This is a genomic window from Candidatus Poriferisodalis sp. (assembly GCF_965237655.1).
Classification (GTDB): Bacteria; Actinomycetota; Acidimicrobiia; order Acidimicrobiales; family Poriferisodalaceae; genus Poriferisodalis.
This window is the reverse complement of the sequence record NZ_CBDEGB010000001.1, coordinates 228,940-247,700: the sequence shown is the minus strand read 5'-3', so window position 1 is coordinate 247,700 and position 18,761 is coordinate 228,940. Positions and strand designations below refer to the sequence as shown.

Here is an 18,761-nt window from a genome sequence, read left to right as displayed (position 1 = left end):
TCCCCGTCCGACGGAAGTGGGGAGGTCGACAGATAGATGGGTTTCTTTTCGGAGGAGAATCGCTCGCTGGCGCGCGAAATCATCGGCCGCTACCCGAAGCGTCGCTCGGCGATGATCCCGCTCCTGCATGTCGCGCAGGCACAGGCCGGCTGGGTCTCCGAAGAGGCAATGGTCGAAGTCGCTGAACTCGTCGACACCACGCCGGCCGAGGTGCTCGGCACCTGCTCGTTCTACGAGATGTTCAAACGAGATCCGGTCGGCAAGTACCTCGTGAACATCTGCGCCACGATGTCGTGCGCACTCGCCGGTGCTGCCGATCTCATGGAACACGCGGAGGAACGCTTGGGCGTGCGGGTCGGCGGCACCACTCCCGACGGCATGTTCACGCTGGCGTCTGCGGAATGCCAGGCCGCCTGCACCGAGGCCCCATGCCTGCAGGTGAACTACCGGTACCGCTACCGGGTCGACACGGCGCAGTTCGATGAGCTCATCGACGATTTGGCGTCGGGTGCCCTTGAAGACGAGATCCCGTCGCACGGCATCACCGCACGCATTCCGCAGCGCATCCCGGCCGAGCGAGCGGTCGGGGCCATGCCGCCAGACGAAGTCCACGAAGCACCCGTATGGCTGGCGCCTTCAGCAGCAAACGGAGCGTCCGGCGGGGGAACGGGCTGATGGCGTCGTACACGATTCCTCATGCACCCGGATTCGTGGCGAACGACGCGCCGCGCATCGTCACCGAGCGCTTCGACCATCCCGACAGCTACACGCTCGAGCGCTACCTGGCCACCGGCGGCTACGAAGGTTTGCGTGCTGCTCTGGAGCGCGCGCCGGCCGATGTCCACAGCGAGGTACGCGACGCGACCTTGCTGGGCCGTGGCGGTGCCGGCTTCCCTGCGGGGGTGAAGTGGGGCTTTTGCCCGCCAGGCGTGTGGCCCCGCTACCTCGTCGTGAACGGCGACGAGTCCGAGCCAGGCACCTACAAGGACCGCCTGCTCATGGAGCTCGATCCGCACCAGCTCATCGAAGGTTGCTTGATTGCCTGCTACGCGGTGGGACTGTCGCAGTGCTTCCTGTACATCCGCGGCGAGATGGCGCTGGCGCAAGAACGTGTCGCGCGGGCTCTCAACGAGGCCTATGACGCCGGCTGGGTGGGCCGCAACATCTGCGGCACCGATTTCTCGGTGGACATCGTGCTGCACTCCGGCGCCGGCGCGTACGTCGTGGGCGAAGAAACCGCTCTCATCGAGAGCCTCGAAGGCAAGCGGGGCATGCCGCGGCTGAAGCCCCCGTACTTCCCGGCCGCGATCGGGCTGTACGGCCAACCCACCATCGTCAACAACGTCGAAACCCTCGCGAATCTGCCGTGGATCCTGCGCAATGGAGCGGCGGCTTTCACCGCCATCGGCACCCGCACCTCGCCCGGCACACGGATGGTGGCCGTGAGCGGGCACGTCCAGCGCCCCGGCGTCTACGAGATCACCAACGGCACCACCACGTTCCGCGATCTGATCTATGGCCCCGACTACTGCGGCGGTCTGCGCCCGGGCAGGGAACTGAAAGCCTTTGTGCCCGGCGGCGGTTCCGCGCCGTGGTTCACGCCCGCACAGCTGGACCTGCCCTTCGAGGCGTCCGAAGTGGGTCCGCAGGGATCGATGCTGGGTTCGGGAGCGGTGATGGTGATGGACGACACCACCGACATCTGTGCCGCGGCGCTCACGCTGACGAAGTTCTATGCCCATGAGTCATGCGGCAAGTGCGTGCCGTGCCGGGAAGGTGCGACCTGGTTGCAGCGGGTGCTGCGGCGAGTCTGCGACGGCACCGGCACGCCGCGCGATCTCGACTTGCTGTTCGAGATCGGGGCCTCGATCTGCCCCGGCGACTTCCCGCACGCCGCCGTGCCCGAACGCGGCCTCGAACCGAAGCCGTTCCCGTACCAGATGACGACCATCTGTTTCGTGGGCCCGTCGGCATTCGCACCGGTGCACTCGGCGATGACGCTGTTCCCGGAGGAATTCGAGGCCCGGGTGGCGCCGAACGCTCACCTCGACGCTGAGTTGTCGGGCAGCCCGCAATCGAACTCAGTCTCGGAGGTGGCCATCCGTGTCTGACGCCACTGCTGCCCAAGCGGCACCGAGCACGGTCGAGGTGACGATCAACGGCATCGCCGTCGACGCGCGGCCCGGCGAACTCGTCATTGCGGCTGCGGACCGCGCCGGGGTGCGCATCCCGCGGTTCTGTTACCACGAGCGGATGAGCCCGGTGGGCATGTGCCGCATGTGCCTCGTCGAGATCGACACCGGTCGTGGGCCCCAGCTGCAGGCCTCCTGCATGGTCCCGGTCTCGCCACAGATGGTGGTCGACACCACCAGCGAGCGCACGCAGCGAGCGCAAGAAGGCGTACTGGAGCTGCTGCTCATCAATCACCCGCTGGACTGCCCGGTCTGCGACAAGGGCGGCGAATGCCCGTTACAGGACCAGACCATGGCCTACGGCCCGGGCGAGTCCCGCTTTGTTGAGGAAAAGCGACACTTCGAAAAGCCGATCCCTATCTCCGACCTGGTGCACCTGGACCGGGAACGCTGCATCCTGTGCGACCGCTGTACCCGCTTCGCAGACGAGGTGGCGGGCGAACCGCTCATCGATTTCACCGAGCGTGGCAACGAGACCCAGGTGCTCACGTTCCCCGGCGAGCCCTTCTCGTCGTACTTCTCGGGCAACACGGTGCAGATCTGTCCCGTCGGCGCGCTCACCGCGGCGCCGTACCGCTTCAAGGCGCGGCCGTGGGATCTGGTCCAAACCGAGTCCACCTGCACGACGTGCGCAGTCGGCTGCCGGATTGCGATCCAGTCGTCGCGAAATGAACTGGTGCGCTATCTGGGGGTTGACATCGACCCGGTCAACCATGGCTGGCTGTGCGACAAGGGCAGGTTCGGCTATGGCTCGGTCGCAAGCTCCGATCGGGTGACGACGCCACTGCAGGCCCGTGCTCCATCGGCTGCCGGTACTTCCGAACTTGCCGATGCTGAGCCGCTGCGTCGCTTTCAGCCGACCGACTGGGCGAGTGCCCTTGGCGCTGTGGCCGCCGCTGTGGCCGCCGCCCGTCCCGGAACGATTGCCGTTCTCGGCGGAGCCCGCGGCACCAACGAGGACGCGTACGCATGGTCGAAGCTGGCACGCACAGTACTGCGCACCGATCACGTCGACGCTCAGCTGGGCGACGGTTTGCCAGCGGAGCTTGTCGTAGGCCTGCCGGGCGCGACGATCGACGACGCATGCAGCGCTGACACCACGCTGCTGGTGTGCGGCGACCTCCGCGAGGAGCTGCCGGTGCTGCACTTGCGGTTGCGCGGCGCAGCACGAGCGGGCACGACTCGCCTGGTCGAGATTTCTCCGACCGAAACTGGTCTGACCCGCAATGCAGCGCGGAGCGAGCAGTGCCGCGGCGGTGAGGCCGCGTCGGTGCTGCGGGACTTGCTCGACGGCGACGATCCGTTGGCTGCCGAGCTGGCGTCGGGATCGGTGGTGGTGGTGCTGGGCCGCTCGTCGGTCGCAGAGTCCGCCGAGGCAACGGCCGAGGCGGCTTCAGTCATCAGTGCTCGCGTCCCCCACTCCCGCTTTCTCGTTGCTGCACGCCGCGGGAATGTTCGTGGCGCGCTCGACATGGGCCTGGCGCCAGGGCTGCTTCCGGGGCGCACGCTGAGCACCAGCCCGTCGCCGACTTTGACGGCGGCGTGGGGCGAGCTGCCCACTGAACGCGGGCACGACGCAGCGGGGATCCTCGCGGCGGCCGCTTCCGGGGAGATCGACGTGCTCTTCCTGCTCGGCGCGGATCCCCTGACCGATTTCCCCGACAGCATGCTGGCGCGCCTCGGCGTGGCGGGCGCGGGCACGGTCGTGGCGGTGGATTCGTTTGTGAACCAGTCCGTAGCAGAAGCCGACATCGTTCTGCCTGCCGCTGTGTTCGGAGAGAAGTCAGGCACTACGACCAACCTGGAGGGACGCGTCTCGGCCGTCGGCGAGTTGGTGACTGCCCCCGGCTCAGCCCGTCCCGACTGGATGATCGCGGCCGAGCTGGCGGTGCTCTGCGGGGGGGACCTGGGCTTTGAGTCCACAGAGGAAATCACCGCCGAGATTGCCGCCTTGTGCGCTACGCACGCTGGAGCGACCGGCGCTGAGCTTGGGGCTAATGGCGTGGTTGCATCGGGAGCGGCTTTCGAGCCCGAGTTCCCGGCTGAACACGTCGCACCACCTCGAGACGCATATGGCCTCCGGTTGGTGTGCGGTCGCAAGCTCTACGACGGAGGGGTGGCTGTCAATCAGACGCCGGCGTTGGCGTCGTTGCAAGCCGAGACTGTCCTGCGAGTGCACCCGGTCGACTTGGAGCGAGTCGGCGTCGACTCGGGAACTGAGGTCGAAGTTCACTCTGAGCGCGGTGCGCTGCGGTTGCCGATCGTGGCTGATTCCGGCGTCGCCCGTGGGAACGTCGTGCTGCTGTTCCCCTCGTCTGATATCGACGTGGGCGCTCTGATCGACGCGACTGCACCGGTCACCGACGTGCGGGTCGAGACCCGAGCCGGCGGTGGGGCGTTGCGATGACGGGTGACCCGCTCTTTGCCGATGGCGTCGACTGGGGCGACATCGCCGTCATGGGCGTCAAGGTCCTGGTGGCCTTCGGTGCCCTGCTGGTCGCCACCATGTTCATGATCTGGTTCGAGCGCAAGCTGATCTCGGACATGCAGCATCGCATCGGTCCCAATGTGGCCGGACCGTGGGGCCTGCTGCAGGCCTTCGCCGACGGTGTCAAGTTCTTCTTCAAGGAAGACCTCCGGCCGGCCAACGCAGACCCGCTCGTCTTCCGGCTGGCGCCCTACATTTCGGCGGTCACGGCGTTCGTTGCGTTCGCGATCGTGCCCGTTGGCGGCGTGTTCGTTGACACTGGATCTTCGCCAGGTGAGGTCCGCACCGGCACGGTCACGCTGTTCGGCAAGGAAACGATCCTGCAGGTGGCCGACCCGCCGATCGGCATCCTGCTGTTGCTTGCGATGTCCTCGGTCGCCGTCTATGGCGTGATGCTGGCGGGCTGGTCGTCGGGATCGAAGTACCCGCTCATCGGCTCAGTTCGCGCTTCGGCGCAAGCCATCTCCTACGAGGCGGCGCTGGGCATGGCGGTGGTGGCGGTGGTGATCGGGGCGGGGACGCTCTCCACCCAGGGAATCGTGGCGGAACAAGCCGGTGGTGTGAACACCTGGTTCGTGATCTCCAGCGGCATCGTGCCGTTCGTGGTGTTCCTGATTGCTGCAACTGCAGAGCTGAACCGCCCGCCGTTTGACTTGGTCGAAGCCGAGCAGGAACTCGTCGGCGGATTCCACACTGAGTACTCGTCGATCCGATTCGCCCTGTTCTTCCTTGCCGAGTTCATGAACGTCATCACGATGTCGGCGATCATGGTGACGCTGTTCTTCGGCGGACCGGCCGGACCCGTCTTCTTCGGCTGGACCTGGCTGTGGCCGACAGTGTGGTTCTTGGTCAAGGTGCTGGCGTTCCTGTTCATGTTCGTCTGGTTCCGAGCCACGCTGCCGAGGCTGCGTTACGACCAGCTGATGTCGCTGGGGTGGAAGGTGCTCATCCCCGTGATGCTCTTCTGGCTGATGTTCCTGGGTCTGCGACAGCTGGCGAGCGTCGAGGGCTGGAACCAGGTCTGGACATTGATCGCGGGTGCGATCGGATTCGCGATCGGGTGGGCGTTGCTGTCGGCGGCACTGCGGGCCGCCAAACGCAGAGTCGGCGACGTCGATGAACCCTTCGACGTCGACGTCGGCTCGGCGCCGCAGGACGGCGCGCCAACCAACACGGCAGGGAGAGGCTGATGGGCTACCTCGACGGTTTCATCGTCACGTTCGGCAAGCTCTTCGGTGAGCGGGTCACCACCGAGTACCCACACGAGAAGCGACCGAAGCCGCCGCGCTTCCACGGGCGTCATGTGCTCAACCGCTATCCAGACGGCATGGAGAAGTGCATCGGGTGCGAGCTATGCGCTGGTGTGTGCCCCGCTCGGTGCATCTACGTCCGCGGCGCCGACAACTCGCCCGATGACCCGGTGTCCCCGGGAGAGCGCTACGGCTACGTCTACGAGATCAACTACCTGCGATGCATCCACTGCGACTTGTGCGTAGAGGCTTGCCCGACCGAAGCGATCACCGAGACAAAGGTCTTCGAGTTCAGCTTCCCCACCCGGCGCGACGCCATCTACACGAAGGACGAACTGCTCACCGACGACGACGGTCGGCCCCGCCGCCAGCCGTGGGAGCTGTGGCACGACGGGGAAGACGAGCACACCTCCGGCTGGATGCGCGCCACGTCCCCTTCGGGCCAACCCGAATACGAGGGGCGCGTCGGGTGGAGCGGTGAGCTGGGTTACGGCGTGAGGGCTCCCGAGCAGGGCCAGCACGCCGAATACGACGACGTCGATGACGACTCGATCGATCCCGACAACGAACCCTGCGAAGACGACGGGCCCTCCGACACCGACGGGCACAGTCAAACCCATGCACCGGGGACTCACCACTGATGGTTGAAGTGGTCGTGTTCGCGGTGGCTGCTGCCGCGTGCCTCATCGGCGCGATCGGCGTGGTGCTGTCGCGCAACCCGGTGCATGCGGCGCTGATGCTGGTGATGACGCTGTTCGGCATAGCGGTGCTGTTCGTCGCCCAGCAGGCGCACTTCATTGCCGCCGTGCAGGTCATCGTCTACGCGGGCGCCATCGTGGTCCTGTTCCTCTTCGTCATCATGCTGCTCGGCGTCGACAAGGCCGCCGGGCTGTCGTTGGGGGCACTGCCTGCCCAACGCTGGACTGCAGCTGCATTCGGCATCGGTGGCGCAGCGGTATTGGTCTGGATGGTGGCAGCAGTCGACCGGATGTTCAAGGGTGCCACCTCGCTCGCTCGCGAATCAGCGGGCCAGCTCGGCGGTGTCGCTGAGCCAGCTCCTACGAGCTACGCCGCCGACGTCGGCGACATTGCCCGGTCACTGTTCTCCGATTACGTGTACGCGTTCGAGCTGACGTCGCTGTTGCTCATCGTGGCCGTCATCGGCACGGTGATCTTGGCTCGGCGCAGCTCGTATGGCGACACGGCGAACTTCGAGAGCGCCGAGACGTCGCAGGAGGCTCGTCGATGAATGGCCTCGAGGTGACGACCAGCTGGTACTTGGTTCTCGGCGCGATGCTCTTCATCATCGGGGGCACCGGTCTGCTGCTACGACGCAACCCGCTGATCATGCTCATGTGCGTCGAGCTGATGCTGAACGGTGTCAACCTCAGCTTCATCGCTTTCGCCGATCGTTTCGGCGACGTGCATGGGCACACGGTGGTGCTGTTCGTTCTGGTCGTCGCTGCCGCCGAGATCGTCGTGGGTCTCGGCTTGGTGGTTGCGGTGCTGCGAGCCTCCCCACGCGCGACGGCGGACGATCTGTCGGCTTTGAGGGGCTAAGGCAATGGTCTCGTTGGTGTGGCTTATCCCCGCGCTGCCCCTCGCGGGGTTCGCGGTTCTCCTGCTGGCAGGTCCGCGCCTCGGCGAGCCTCGGGCTGGCTGGCTGGCCACTGCAGCCAGTGCTGGGTCATTCCTGCTCACCCTCATCACGTTCGGCGGGCTGCTCGGTCTCGATTCAGCGGCTAAGGGCGGTGCCGGCGGGCACGGCGGGCGCTGGTTCATCTCGACGCTGTTCGAGTGGATGCCGATCGGGGGTCTCGAGGTAGACGCAGCGCTGCTGGTGGACCCGCTGTCGATGACGATGGCGCTGTTCGTGACCGGCGTCGGAACGCTCATCCACCTCTACTCGGTCGGCTACATGGCGGGCGACCCGAAGTACTCCAAGTTTTTCCTGTACCTGAACCTGTTCCTGTTCTCGATGCTCATGCTGGTGCTGGGCGAGAATCTCGTCGTTACCTTCCTGGGCTGGGAAGGGGTCGGCACCTGTTCGTACTTGCTGATCTCGTTCTGGCACGAGCGGCCCACCGCGGCAACCGCTGGCAAGAAGGCATTCGTCACCAACCGCATCGGCGACTTCGGCTTCATGGTCGCCACGTTCCTGCTGTGGACCACGCTCGGAACGGTGTCCTACGCCGGGCTGGCGGCCGCCGCGCCAGGGCTGGCCACTGGAACCGCTACCGCTGTGTCGCTGCTGCTGTTGCTGGCCGCTGCGGGCAAGTCGGCGCAGCTGCCGCTGTACGTCTGGCTGCCCGATGCCATGGAAGGCCCCACACCGGTCTCCGCGATGGTGCATGCCGCCACGATGGTGACCGCCGGCGTGTACCTGCTGGTGCGGCTCAACCCGGTGCTGACCGATACGGCACTGCTCATCATCGCCATCGTGGGTGCGGCCACAGCGCTCTTTGCTGCGCTGGCCGCCGTGGCTCAGCACGACATCAAGAAGGTGCTGGCGTACTCCACCATCAGCCAGCTGGGCTACATGTTCCTGGCGATCGGCTCGGGCGCGTACGTGGCGGCGATCTTCCACGTGGTCACGCATGCGTTCTTCAAGGGGCTGCTGTTCCTGGGCTCCGGCTCGGTCATCCATGGCCTCGGAGACGAGCAGGACATGCGCCGCATGGGCGGCCTGCGGTTAGCCATGCCCATCACCGCGGTCACGTTCATCGTGGGCTGGCTGGCGATTGCCGGTGTGCCGCCGCTGTCGGGCTTCTGGTCGAAGGACGAGATCCTGCTTGCCGCGTGGGAGCAGCCCGACATCGGGCCCCTGCTGTGGGTTGTGGGCCTGGTCACCGCCCTGCTGACTGCCTATTACATGAGCCGTCAGACCTTCCTGGTGTTCTTCGGCGGCCAGCGCTGGGACGACGGCGCCCACCCGCACGAGTCACCGGCGACCATGACGCTGCCGCTCGTGATGCTGGCCGGTGCGGCGGCCATCGGCGGTGTCGTGAACCTGCCGCTGGTGGGCGACTGGCTGGTGCTCGAGCACTTCTTGGAGCCGGTGCTGGCCCACCCGCTTCACTTCACCTCGGGTACCGCTACCAAGCTGATCTTGGCGCTCGTCGCCACTGTTATGGCGCTCGGCGGTATTGCCGTAGCGGTGGGGGCGTGGTTGCGATCGCGCATCCCGACGGACCGGCTCGAGCCTGCGCTGCTCGAGAACGTCTTCTATGTCGACGCCACCATCTCGAACTTCGTGGGTGGGCCCGGTACCGCTGCGTTCGAGGCCGCGGCCACTGTTGACCGGAACGTCGTCGACGGCGCCGTCAACGGCATTGCCAAGCTCGTGCGGCAGCTAGGTCAGTCGGTACGGCCCCTGCAGTCGGGCTACCTGCGGCACTACGCGTCGGGCGTGGCGGTCGGCGCGATCATCCTTGTTGTCTGGCTGGCGCTTCGGGGCGTCTCATGAGCGCAGGCCCCCTGCTTGCGGCCGCCGAGGTGGCACCTGGGTTCCCGATTCTCAACGCACTTATTTTCGTGCCCGTTGTGGGCGCGTTGGTGGTTGCGCTGTTGCCGCGCAATCGGCCCGATCTCGCCCGACCGTTGGGCACGCTCTTCGCTGCGATCGGCGGGGCGCTGGCGCTGGCGTTGGCGTGGCAGTTTGACACTGCCAACCCTGGGTTCCAGTTCGAGAGCACTGTGTCGTGGATTCCAGCGCTCGGCATTTCGTGGAAGGTCGGCATCGACGGCATCTCGCTGTGGCTCGTGGTGCTGACCAGCGTGATCGTGCCGATCGTGCTGGCGGGCGTCGATCCGCACCACGATCCCAAGCCCTACACGGCGTGGATGCTGCTGCTGCAAGCAGGTTCGGTCGGTGCTTTCGTGGCGCTTGACCTGTTCCTGTTCTTCGTCATGTTCGAAGTGGTGCTGGTGCCCATGTACCTGCTCATCGCAGGCTGGGGCTACGAGGGGCGCCGCTACGCCGCCACGAAGTTCTTCATCTACACGATGGCGGGCTCGGCGCTGCTGCTCGTGGCCATCGTGGCGACTGCCGTGCTCGGCAAGCCCGACAGCGGCATCACGTTCGATATCCAGACACTCGCCGAAGGGCAGCATCTGACTGAGAACGCGGCACGCTGGTGTTTCGTGGCGTTCGCGCTCGCCTTCCTGGTGAAGGTGCCGGTGGTGCCGCTGCACACCTGGCTGCCCGATGCGCACACCGAAGCACCCACGGCCGGATCGGTCGTGCTGGCGGCCGTGCTGCTGAAGCTGGGCACCTACGGCCTGCTGCGGTTCGGCCTGTATCTGTTCCCAGAGGCCTCCCACTGGGCGGCGCCCGTGCTGGTCACTGTCGGCGTGGTGGGTGTCATTTGGGGTGCGATCACCGCTGCCATGCAGCGTGACCTCAAGCGGCTCGTGGCGTATTCCTCAGTGGCGCACATGGGCTTCATCGTCCTGGGCATCTTTGCCTTCACTACCCAGGCAGTCGGCGGTGGGGTCATCTTGATGGTCAACCACGGCATCAGCACCGGCGCCTTGTTCCTGCTGGTCGGGATGCTGTATGAGCGGCGCCACACCCGGCAGATCGACGAGCTGGCGGGCATCCAATCGGCCGCTCCGGTCTATGCCGGTGTGTTCACGCTGATGATGCTGTCATCAGTCGGCGTGCCGGGCCTGAACGGCTTCGTCGGCGAATTCTTGATCCTGATCGGCTCGTTCGAGACGCGGCGCTGGTGGACGGTCGTCGCTGCGACGGGAGTGATTCTCGCGGCGCTGTACCTGCTGTGGGCCTACCAGCGGGTGTTCCACGGCCCGCCCGCCGCGGCCGATCGCACGACAGCCGACCTGCGCCGGGGCGAGTTGCTGACGCTTGCACCGTTTGTCATCGCCGTGGTGGCCCTCGGCGTGTACCCGAAGCCGTTGCTCAGCGCCGTGGAGCCGGCGGCCGACAACCTGCTCGAGCACTTCGCCGAGCACAGCGGGTTTGAGTTGCCTGCGCCCGATGACCCAGTCGAGGTACTTGCTTCAAGCGAGCACTCCGATGCTGAGCATTCCGATGCTCCCCACGACGAGGACCGTCACTGATGACGTCGCTCGAAGAGCCGTTCGTCTCTCCGGCGGTCGACTGGTGGGTGCTCGTCCCGCAGATCATCCTCGTCGGCGCCGCGCTCGGACTGCTGCTGGTGGCCTCGCTGTCGCCACGCTCGCTGCCCGGCTGGGTGTCCACCATCGCCTCGATCGCCACCGGTGCCGCCGCAGCCATAGTGGCGGCCGTCCAATGGGCTACGTGGGGCGCCACGCCTCGCCCCACGTTGGCGGGTGCATTCGTGAGCGATGGCTTCAGCCTGCTGCTCACCGTGCTGATCGGCGCAGGCGTGGTCATGACTGCACTGGTCGCGCATTCAGCCCTCGACCGCTACGGCATGGCGCCACCGGAGTTCGCAGCGCTGCTGCTGGCGTCTGCTGCCGGTGCCGTCGTGATGGCTGGCGCAAACGATCTCATCGTGCTGTTTCTGGGCCTTGAGTCGCTGTCGATCGCCCTCTACGTGCTGATCGCGCTGGCGGGCCGGCGAGCTAGCGCACGCGAGTCGGCCATGAAGTACTTCGTCCTAGGGGCGTTCAGCTCAGCGTTCTTCCTGTACGGCGTCGCGCTGGTCTACGGCGCCACCGGCAGCACGAATCTCAGCGGCATTGGAGACTTCCTCTTCGGAACTATCCGACAAACCGACTACTTGCTGCTGGTTGGCGTCGCGTTGTTGCTGGTCGGCCTGGGGTTCAAGGTGGCCGTTGTCCCGTTCCATTTCTGGGCCCCCGACGTGTACGAGGGTGCGCCAAGCCCGGTCACCGGCTACCTGGCGTCGATTGCCAAAGCAGCGGGTTTCGCCGCGCTAGCGCGCGTGCTGTACGTGGCCGTCGCGGAGCAGAGCACCGCTTGGACGCCGATCCTCGTCGGGCTGGCGTTCGCCACGCTGGCGGTCGGCGCGGTCATGGCCATCTGCCAGGCCGACGTCAAGCGCATGCTGGCGTTCAGCTCGATCAGCCATGCCGGATTCGTGCTCGTCGGATTGTCAGCAGTCGATTCGGGAAATGGGGTCTCGTCGGCCGTCTTCTACCTGGTCGCCTATTCGTTCATGGCGATGGGCAGCTTTGCCGTGCTGTCGGTGATGGGTACTGAGCCCCGATCGCCCGAACCCGATGGGAGCCCCCATTCCCTCAGCCACTACAGCGGGCTGGCACGTCGCCGACCTGTTCTGGCGCTCGCTTTTGCGGTGTTGTTGCTGGCACAGGCAGGTGTGCCGCTGACTGCGGGCTTCGTGGCGAAGTTCGAGGTCATCCGTGCAGCAGTCGGTGCCCGCGGCTACATCCTGGCTGCGGTTGCGATGGTCACCGCTGTGGTCGGCGCATTTGCCTACCTGCGCGTCGTGCTGACCATGTACGCCCCTGAAGGACCGGCCGACGACGGCGACAGCGCTCCCACCGCCCGCGCCACCCGACCGCGCTGGGGAGGCCTGCCCCTCACATCGGTGTTGGCCATCACACTTGCCGTGGCAGTGACCTTGGTTGTCGGCGTCCTTCCCCAGACGCTCCTCGAGTGGAGCGCTGACGCCGTCGTGTCGATCATCCCGTAGCGAGCCGCCGGTTCAGGAATCTGCTGCGTCGCCGAGGGCCAGAGAAATGGGTGTCGTCGACTCTTATGAAGAAGTATGATCCGAACCGTGACGACCGAACGACTGACGATCTCGCTCGAGGCGGGTCTCGCGGGCGCCGTTCGTAAGGCCGCCGCGGCAGATGATCAGAACATGTCTGCTTGGCTGGCTGATGCGGCACGCCGCCGGCTTGTCACGCGGGGCCTGCGCGACGTGATTGCCGACTGGGAGGCCACGCACGGCGCGTTCACGGAGGCTGAATTGGCCCAAGCGCGAGCAGAGCTGGGTCATTGACCGCTCTGGTGCTTGACGCCGGGGCGCTCATCGCGCTCGATCGAAACAATCGCGACATGTGGGCACGGCTGTATGCGGCAGACAAGGCCGGCGACATCGTGGCAACTCCGGCAGGTGCCATCGCCCAGACGTGGCGTGGCGGCCGACGTCAGGCGCTGCTGTCTCGCGCCCTGATGCACTGCGATGAGATCGCTCTCGATGGCCCCATTGCCCGCGCCTGTGGTCGGCTCTGTGCAGGCACCGGCACAGCCGACGTGATCGATGCCTCAGTAGCCGTAGCGGCTGCAGAGTTCGCGCATCACACTCACACCGTCATCGCAACGTCGGACCCCGACGACATCGGAACTTTGACCTCAGCATTGAATGCCCAAGTGAGCATCCTGACTGTGTGAGCTGAGCCCGTCGACCGGCGCATCGGAGTCATCGCTGTCGAGCCTTGCTAGCGCCCCGCTCAGCCGTCTGACCTGCACTCGACAACCGGCTCGGTGATTCGGCGCAGGCGGTCCCGAAGTCGCTAGCGTTGCGGTCCGTGTCCGATCTCTTGCGGAGCTATCTGACTGTCGCAATCTTCGGCGCAGCGGCAGTCCTGATGGCCGGGGCGATGTTCGGCGTCGCCCGGATCCTGCGGCCGCAACGACCGACACCTCAGAAGCTGATCGCGTATGAGAGCGGCGTCGACCCGGTCGGCAGCGACTGGACTCAAAGCCAGATCCGCTACTACGTCTTCGCGGTTCTCTTCGTCTTGTTCGACGTGGAGGCCGTGTTCATTTTCCCCTGGGCGACGCGGCTCGACGTCTACGCCCTGTTCGGCCTGGTTGAGATGGCGATCTTCATCTTCATCCTGATCCTGGGCCTGTTCTACGCATGGCGCAAAGGCGTCTTGCGCTGGGTGTGAGGGGGAGCGCGTAATGGCACTGGTCGACAAGGTCAAACTGCCCAAGCCGCTCACCTGGCTGCTGAACTTCGGCCGGGCCCGCTCACTGTGGGTGTACCAGTGGGGCTTGGCTTGCTGCGCCATCGAGATGGGTGCCGCGTTCGGCTCGCCCCGCTACGACGTCATGCGCCTGGGCGTCATCCCGTTCCCCGCCAGCCCCCGCCAGGCCGATCTGGTGGTGATCTCGGGCACGGTCACCGACAAGATGGCGCCAGTCATCCGACGCCTGTATGAGCAGATGCCCGAGCCCAAGTACGTGATCTCGATGGGCTCGTGCGCGAACTGCGGCGGTCCGTACTGGGACAGCTACTCCGTCACGAAGGGCGTCGATCAGATCATCCCCGTCGACGTGTACGTGCCCGGCTGCCCACCCCGGCCCGAGGCACTGCTTGAGGGCATCGTGCTGCTGCAGGAGCGCATCCAGCGCGAGGACATTCAAGAACGCTGGCGAGGTGAGCCCATCGTGGTGCCGCCCTCGGCACCAGCGTCGACACGGGTGCCGGCGTAGCCATGGCGGACGACATGGACGACGGCACCGAAACGCCCGGCGACGAGGCTCGTGAAGCCCTTGTGGCTGAGCTGGCAGAACTGCTGGGTGATGCCGTGGTCGAGACTCACATCGAAGCGGGCCAGAACCTCTGGCTGCGCATCGAGATCGAGCACTGGCGCACTGCGATCACTGCGCTGCGCGACGCCGGCTTCGTCTATTTCGGCTTCCTGTCGGCCATCGACTGGACAGATGCGCCTGAAGGCCGCTACGAGGACACCGAGTTTGATTCCGCCACCGCAAGCGGCGGCGGCAAGTTTGATTCCGCCGGTGTCGGCCAGGACCTCGAAGAGGCCACGAGCGCCACCGCCTCCGAAACGGTGCGCCTAGGCGGCGGCGACACTCGCTTCCAGCTGCTCGCACATCTGCACGCCCCTGCACGGCACGCCGCCGTCATCCTCAAGGCCGACGTGGCCGACGTCGACGGCGCCCCGGCATCCGTGCCGTCCATCATCGACGTCTTCGCCGGTGCCGACTGGCACGAGCGTGAAGCCCACGAGATGTTCGGCATCCGCTTCGAGGGCCATCCGAACCTGGAGCACATCTACCTGCCGAGCGAGTTCGAGGGCCATCCGCTCCGCAAGGACTTCCCCCTGCTGGCGCGTGCGGTCAAGCCGTGGCCCGGTGTGGTCGACATCGAAGAGATCCCGCCGGAGCTCGAAGCCCAGCTCGAGGCCGAGGTGATGGCCGAATTCGAGGCGTCGGGAGCGGGCGCATGAGTCCCGCAACTGCGTCCGATGGTGCTCGCAGGTTCGCATCCGGAGCCGCCGCGCTGCGCGAACAGCAGGCCTACGTGGCAGGGCAGGCTGCCGATGCTCGTGTCAACGTCGAACTCGACACGGGCGACATGACGCTGAACATCGGACCGCAGCACCCCGCCACCCACGGGACGCTGCGCATCGCCTGCCGGCTCGACGGCGAGCAGGTCATCGCAGCCGAGCCGTTGATGGGCTACATGCACCGCGGCTACGAGAAGCTCTGCGAGGTCCGTACCTACCCGCAGTGCACCACGCTGATCAACCGCATCGACTGGCTGGGCAGCTTCGCGAACGAGGTGCCGTTCATCCTGGCCGCGGAGCAGCTGATGGGCGTCGAGGCCCCGCCGCGTGCGCAGTGGATCCGAACCATCCTGTTCGAGCTGAGCCGCATCGCGAATGTGTCGCTGTTCCTCGGCGACATGGGTGTGCAGATCGGTGCCCTCACCCCGGTGTTCTTCGCCTTCCGCGACCGCGAGCGGGTGCTCAACCAGATCGAAGAAGTGACCGGCGGTCGCTTCCATCCCAACTTCGACCGCATCGGCGGCCTCAAGGACGACCTGCCACGGGGCTGGATCGCCGAAACTCATGCCGTCATGGCCAAGATGCGCGGTTTCTGTGACGAAATGGAAGACCTGCTCATGGGCAACGAGATCTTCCAGACTCGCTGTCGAGGCGTCGGCGTGATCCCCAAAGATGTGGCTCTGGGCTATGGCCTCTCGGGCCCCAACCTACGAGCCAGTGGCGTCGACTGGGACCTGCGTCGCGACGCCAACCCGGGCCTTGCCTGGGATCAGATCGACTGGCGGGTGTGGACGCACCCCGACGGCGACTCATTCGCCCGCTACTGGGTGCGGATGCAGGAAACCCGCGAGGCCACCAAGATCGTCGACCAACTGCTCGACGCCATCCCGTCGGGGCCGATCATGGCCAAGGTGCCGCTCATCATCAAGGTGCCAGCCGGCGAGGCCTACGTCTCCACCGAGAACCCGCTGGGCGAGATGGGCTACTACGTGATCTCCAAGGGCGGCCTGGGGCCGTTCCGGGTGAAGATCCGCACGCCCAGCTTCAGCAACATCTCGATCGTGCCCTGGGTCATGCGGGGCACCTACGTGCCCGACATCATCACCATCTTGGGCTCGCTGTACTTCATCCTCGGGGACATCGACCGGTGAGCGCGATGGGAGACCTGAGCGCCCTGCTGGGATTGGCGTACTGGGCGGAGACCAGCATCAAGCTCGGCGTCGCGCTCATCGTCATCCCGACGGCTGCGCTGATGCTCGGCTACCTGTTTCTGCTCAAGATGATGGCCTTCATGCAGAGCCGGCTGGGTCCCCAGGACGTGGGCCCTTCCGGCTCGCTGCAGCTCATCGCGGACGCGATCAAGTTCCTCCAAAAGGAAGACATTCACCCCGCCGCCGCCGACCGGCGCGTTTTCCGTGCAGCACCGGTGGTGGTGCTTGCCTCGTCGTTCCTGCTCTTCGTCGTGCTGCCCACCGGCCCCGACGCTGTCGTGGAAAGCCTCGACACGGGCATCTTCTACGCGCTGGCGGTCTCGTCGCTGTCGGTGCTGGGCGTGCTGATGGCCGGCTGGGCCTCAGCCAGCAAGTACGCACTGCTCGGTGGCCTGCGAGCTGCTGGCCAGCTCATCGCCTATGAGCTGCCGCTGATCCTCGCCGTCATGGGCGTGGTCATCCAAGCCAACTCTCTCAACCTGCAAGAGATCGTGCGGGCACAGGCCACCGGCGAGATCTTCGGCTTCGGCCTCATCGGAAACCCGTTCATCCTGACCCAGTTCATCGGCTTCTTGATCTTCATGGTCTCTGCCCAGGCCGAGCTGACCCAGACGCCGTTCGACATGCCAGTGGCCGAGACCGAACTGGTCGGCGGCTTCCACGTCGAATACACGGGCTTCCGCTTCCTGCTGTTCTTCATGGCCGAATTGGCCACGGCCTTCGCGTTCTCGGCGCTCGCCACCGTCATGTTCCTGGGCGGCTGGTGGATTCCTGGGTTCGACATCGACGCTCCGATACTCAATGTTCTCGGCCCGGTCGTGATGCTCGTCAAGATCCTGCTGGTGGCCTTCGTCATCTTCTGGATCCGCTTCACCTACCCCCGCCTGCGTGAGGACCAACTCCAGAAGTTCGCCTGGAAGGTCCTCATCCCGCTGTCGCTCGCCAACATCGTCGTGACCGGAATCTTCAAGGTGGTGCTCTAGATGCCGCAGCTCCCCGGATTGCTGAAAGGCCTTGGAGTGACAGCGCGCACCGCAGTGCGCACGCTGTTCCCCAAGCGAGGCATGCGCACGCTCATCCCCGCGCCGCAGCAGGGCTCGGTCACCGTGCAGTACCCACACGAGAAGGAAGCCCCGCCCGACCGCTCCCGGGGCGTGATCGCACTGCACGAGGAGAACTGCACCGCCTGCATGCTGTGCTCGAGGTCGTGCCCCGACTGGTGCATTTACATCGAGGGCCACAAGGTGAAGGCTCCGCCTCGACGGGCCGGCGGCAAGGCCCGCACGGTCAACGTGGTCGATCGGTTCGACATCGACTACGCGCTGTGCATGTACTGCGGCATCTGCGTGGACGTGTGCCCGTTCGACGCACTGTTCTGGACGCCCGAGTACGAGTATTCCGAACCGCACATCGCCGACCTGCTGCACGACCGGATCCGGCTCGGCGAGTGGATGGAGACCGTGCCCGAGTTCCTGGCCTACGAGCCGGGCTCTGAGCAGAAGGTGCGCACGGTGCCCGACTTCGGCCCCGACGACATGGCGCCGGTGCGCAAGCTCGGCGCCGATGAGGCCAGCGCCGCTGGCGGAGCTGGCGGCTAGGCGGGCACCATGGTTGCGCAGAACATCGCCTTCGGCATCATCGCGGCCGCCACCGTGCTGGCCGCGCTCGGGATGGTGACGACGCGCAACATCGTGCATGCGGCCCTGTTCCTGGTGGCCGTGCTGGGCGGTTTGGCGGCGAACTACATACTGCTGGCGGCCGAGTTCATCGCCACGACGCAGGTGCTCGTCTACATCGGCGCCGTGATGGTGCTGTTCCTGTTCGGCATCATGCTCACCCGGGCGCCGATCGGGCGAATACCCCAGATGACCGGGGCCACGTGGCCGGTAGCGGCCCTGTCGGCGCTGGCACTGGGCGGGGTCACCGTATACGCCCTCATTGACCGCTTCGGCACCGACTCGCTGGCGCAAGACAGCCAGGTCTTCCGGACAGCCGACGTGTCGGACTCGGTCTTCTCGCAGTACATCATCCCGTTCGAAGCCATCTCAGTGCTGCTGCTCGCCGCGTTGATCGGTGCCGTCGTTCTGGCGCGCAGGGACTGAGGCAGGAGGCGGGTCGATGCTGCTGAACCAGTTCCTGCTCCTGGGCGCGCTGCTGTTCGCCGTGGGCGTATACGGCGCGCTTGCACGCCGCAACGGCGTCATGGTGCTGATGTCGATTGAGCTGATGCTGAACGCCGTGAACCTCAACCTCGTGGCGTTCGGGCTGCAGCACGATGTCGTGTCCGGGCAGGTCTTCGCCCTGTTCATCATTGCGGTCGCAGCCGCCGAGGTCGGCGTGGGCCTGGCCATCGTGCTGCTGTTGTACCGCAACCGCCGATCGATCGCGGTCGACGAGTTCGACCTGATGAAGGGCTGATCGC

Annotated in this window: 20 protein-coding genes; all 20 read left to right on the top strand. The window is 66.0% G+C overall.

Features of this window, described 5'->3' with window-relative positions; genetic code table 11:
• Positions 1-36 precede the first annotated feature (36 nt).
• On the top strand, positions 37-675 hold the full coding sequence (gene nuoE, locus ACPXYO_RS01230) for an NADH-quinone oxidoreductase subunit NuoE (RefSeq protein WP_423916015.1): 639 nt from the start codon (positions 37-39) through the stop codon (positions 673-675).
• A complete protein-coding gene (gene nuoF, locus ACPXYO_RS01225) occupies positions 675-2,111 on the top strand; it encodes an NADH-quinone oxidoreductase subunit NuoF (RefSeq protein WP_423916013.1) in 1,437 nt (478 codons plus the stop codon). Before nuoE ends, nuoF begins: the two co-directional genes overlap by 1 nt.
• Positions 2,104-4,599, top strand: a complete 2,496-nt coding sequence (gene nuoG, locus ACPXYO_RS01220; RefSeq protein WP_423916012.1) for an NADH-quinone oxidoreductase subunit NuoG — start codon at positions 2,104-2,106, stop codon at positions 4,597-4,599. Before nuoF ends, nuoG begins: the two co-directional genes overlap by 8 nt.
• The gene (gene nuoH / locus ACPXYO_RS01215) at positions 4,596-5,870 is read left to right on the top strand and encodes an NADH-quinone oxidoreductase subunit NuoH (RefSeq protein WP_423916011.1); all 1,275 of its coding nucleotides are present in this window, start codon (positions 4,596-4,598) and stop codon (positions 5,868-5,870) included. Before nuoG ends, nuoH (ACPXYO_RS01215) begins: the two co-directional genes overlap by 4 nt.
• The gene (gene nuoI / locus ACPXYO_RS01210) at positions 5,870-6,571 is read left to right on the top strand and encodes an NADH-quinone oxidoreductase subunit NuoI (RefSeq protein WP_423916009.1); all 702 of its coding nucleotides are present in this window, start codon (positions 5,870-5,872) and stop codon (positions 6,569-6,571) included. Before nuoH (ACPXYO_RS01215) ends, nuoI begins: the two co-directional genes overlap by 1 nt.
• Positions 6,571-7,179, top strand: a complete 609-nt coding sequence (locus ACPXYO_RS01205) for an NADH-quinone oxidoreductase subunit J (protein WP_423916008.1) — start codon at positions 6,571-6,573, stop codon at positions 7,177-7,179. Before nuoI ends, ACPXYO_RS01205 begins: the two co-directional genes overlap by 1 nt.
• Entirely contained in the window at positions 7,176-7,490 is a 315-nt protein-coding gene (gene nuoK / locus ACPXYO_RS01200; protein ID WP_423916006.1) for an NADH-quinone oxidoreductase subunit NuoK, read from the top strand. The genes ACPXYO_RS01205 and nuoK (ACPXYO_RS01200) overlap by 4 nt, the downstream gene beginning before the upstream one ends.
• A gap of 4 nt (positions 7,491-7,494) precedes the next feature.
• Positions 7,495-9,396, top strand: a complete 1,902-nt coding sequence (gene nuoL, locus ACPXYO_RS01195; RefSeq protein WP_423916005.1) for an NADH-quinone oxidoreductase subunit L — start codon at positions 7,495-7,497, stop codon at positions 9,394-9,396.
• Positions 9,393-11,012 (top strand): complex I subunit 4 family protein, encoded by a 1,620-nt coding sequence (locus ACPXYO_RS01190; RefSeq protein ID WP_423916003.1) that lies wholly within the window; start codon positions 9,393-9,395, stop codon positions 11,010-11,012. Before nuoL ends, ACPXYO_RS01190 begins: the two co-directional genes overlap by 4 nt.
• Complete coding sequence (locus ACPXYO_RS01185) at positions 11,012-12,556, top strand: NADH-quinone oxidoreductase subunit N (RefSeq protein ID WP_423916001.1); 1,545 nt, start codon at positions 11,012-11,014, stop codon at positions 12,554-12,556. The genes ACPXYO_RS01190 and ACPXYO_RS01185 overlap by 1 nt, the downstream gene beginning before the upstream one ends.
• Positions 12,557-12,643: 87 nt before the next feature.
• A complete protein-coding gene (locus ACPXYO_RS01180; protein ID WP_423915999.1) occupies positions 12,644-12,868 on the top strand; it encodes a hypothetical protein in 225 nt (74 codons plus the stop codon).
• On the top strand, positions 12,865-13,260 hold the full coding sequence (locus ACPXYO_RS01175) for a twitching motility protein PilT (RefSeq protein WP_423915997.1): 396 nt from the start codon (positions 12,865-12,867) through the stop codon (positions 13,258-13,260). The genes ACPXYO_RS01180 and ACPXYO_RS01175 overlap by 4 nt, the downstream gene beginning before the upstream one ends.
• A gap of 137 nt (positions 13,261-13,397) precedes the next feature.
• Positions 13,398-13,763 carry an NADH-quinone oxidoreductase subunit A gene (locus ACPXYO_RS01170; RefSeq protein ID WP_423915995.1) on the top strand — a complete coding sequence of 122 codons (366 nt, stop codon included), beginning with the start codon at positions 13,398-13,400 and terminating at the stop codon, positions 13,761-13,763.
• A 13-nt stretch (positions 13,764-13,776) separates the two neighbouring features.
• Positions 13,777-14,310, top strand: a complete 534-nt coding sequence (locus ACPXYO_RS01165; RefSeq protein WP_423915993.1) for an NADH-quinone oxidoreductase subunit B — start codon at positions 13,777-13,779, stop codon at positions 14,308-14,310.
• A gap of 2 nt (positions 14,311-14,312) precedes the next feature.
• Complete coding sequence (locus ACPXYO_RS01160; RefSeq protein WP_423915992.1) at positions 14,313-15,068, top strand: NADH-quinone oxidoreductase subunit C; 756 nt, start codon at positions 14,313-14,315, stop codon at positions 15,066-15,068.
• Complete coding sequence (locus ACPXYO_RS01155; RefSeq protein WP_423915990.1) at positions 15,065-16,279, top strand: NADH-quinone oxidoreductase subunit D; 1,215 nt, start codon at positions 15,065-15,067, stop codon at positions 16,277-16,279. Before ACPXYO_RS01160 ends, ACPXYO_RS01155 begins: the two co-directional genes overlap by 4 nt.
• A 5-nt stretch (positions 16,280-16,284) precedes the next feature.
• On the top strand, positions 16,285-17,322 hold the full coding sequence (nuoH, locus tag ACPXYO_RS01150; protein WP_423918606.1) for an NADH-quinone oxidoreductase subunit NuoH: 1,038 nt from the start codon (positions 16,285-16,287) through the stop codon (positions 17,320-17,322).
• Positions 17,323-17,937, top strand: coding sequence for a NuoI/complex I 23 kDa subunit family protein (locus ACPXYO_RS01145; protein WP_423915989.1), 615 nt, complete (start codon positions 17,323-17,325; stop codon positions 17,935-17,937).
• 9 nt (positions 17,938-17,946) lie between these two features.
• The gene (locus tag ACPXYO_RS01140; protein ID WP_423915987.1) at positions 17,947-18,441 is read left to right on the top strand and encodes an NADH-quinone oxidoreductase subunit J; all 495 of its coding nucleotides are present in this window, start codon (positions 17,947-17,949) and stop codon (positions 18,439-18,441) included.
• Positions 18,442-18,457: 16 nt separating this feature from the next.
• Positions 18,458-18,757: an NADH-quinone oxidoreductase subunit NuoK gene (nuoK, locus tag ACPXYO_RS01135; protein ID WP_420445516.1), complete on the top strand. Its 300-nt coding sequence runs from the start codon at positions 18,458-18,460 to the stop codon at positions 18,755-18,757.
• The last annotated feature ends 4 nt before the right edge of the window (positions 18,758-18,761 follow it).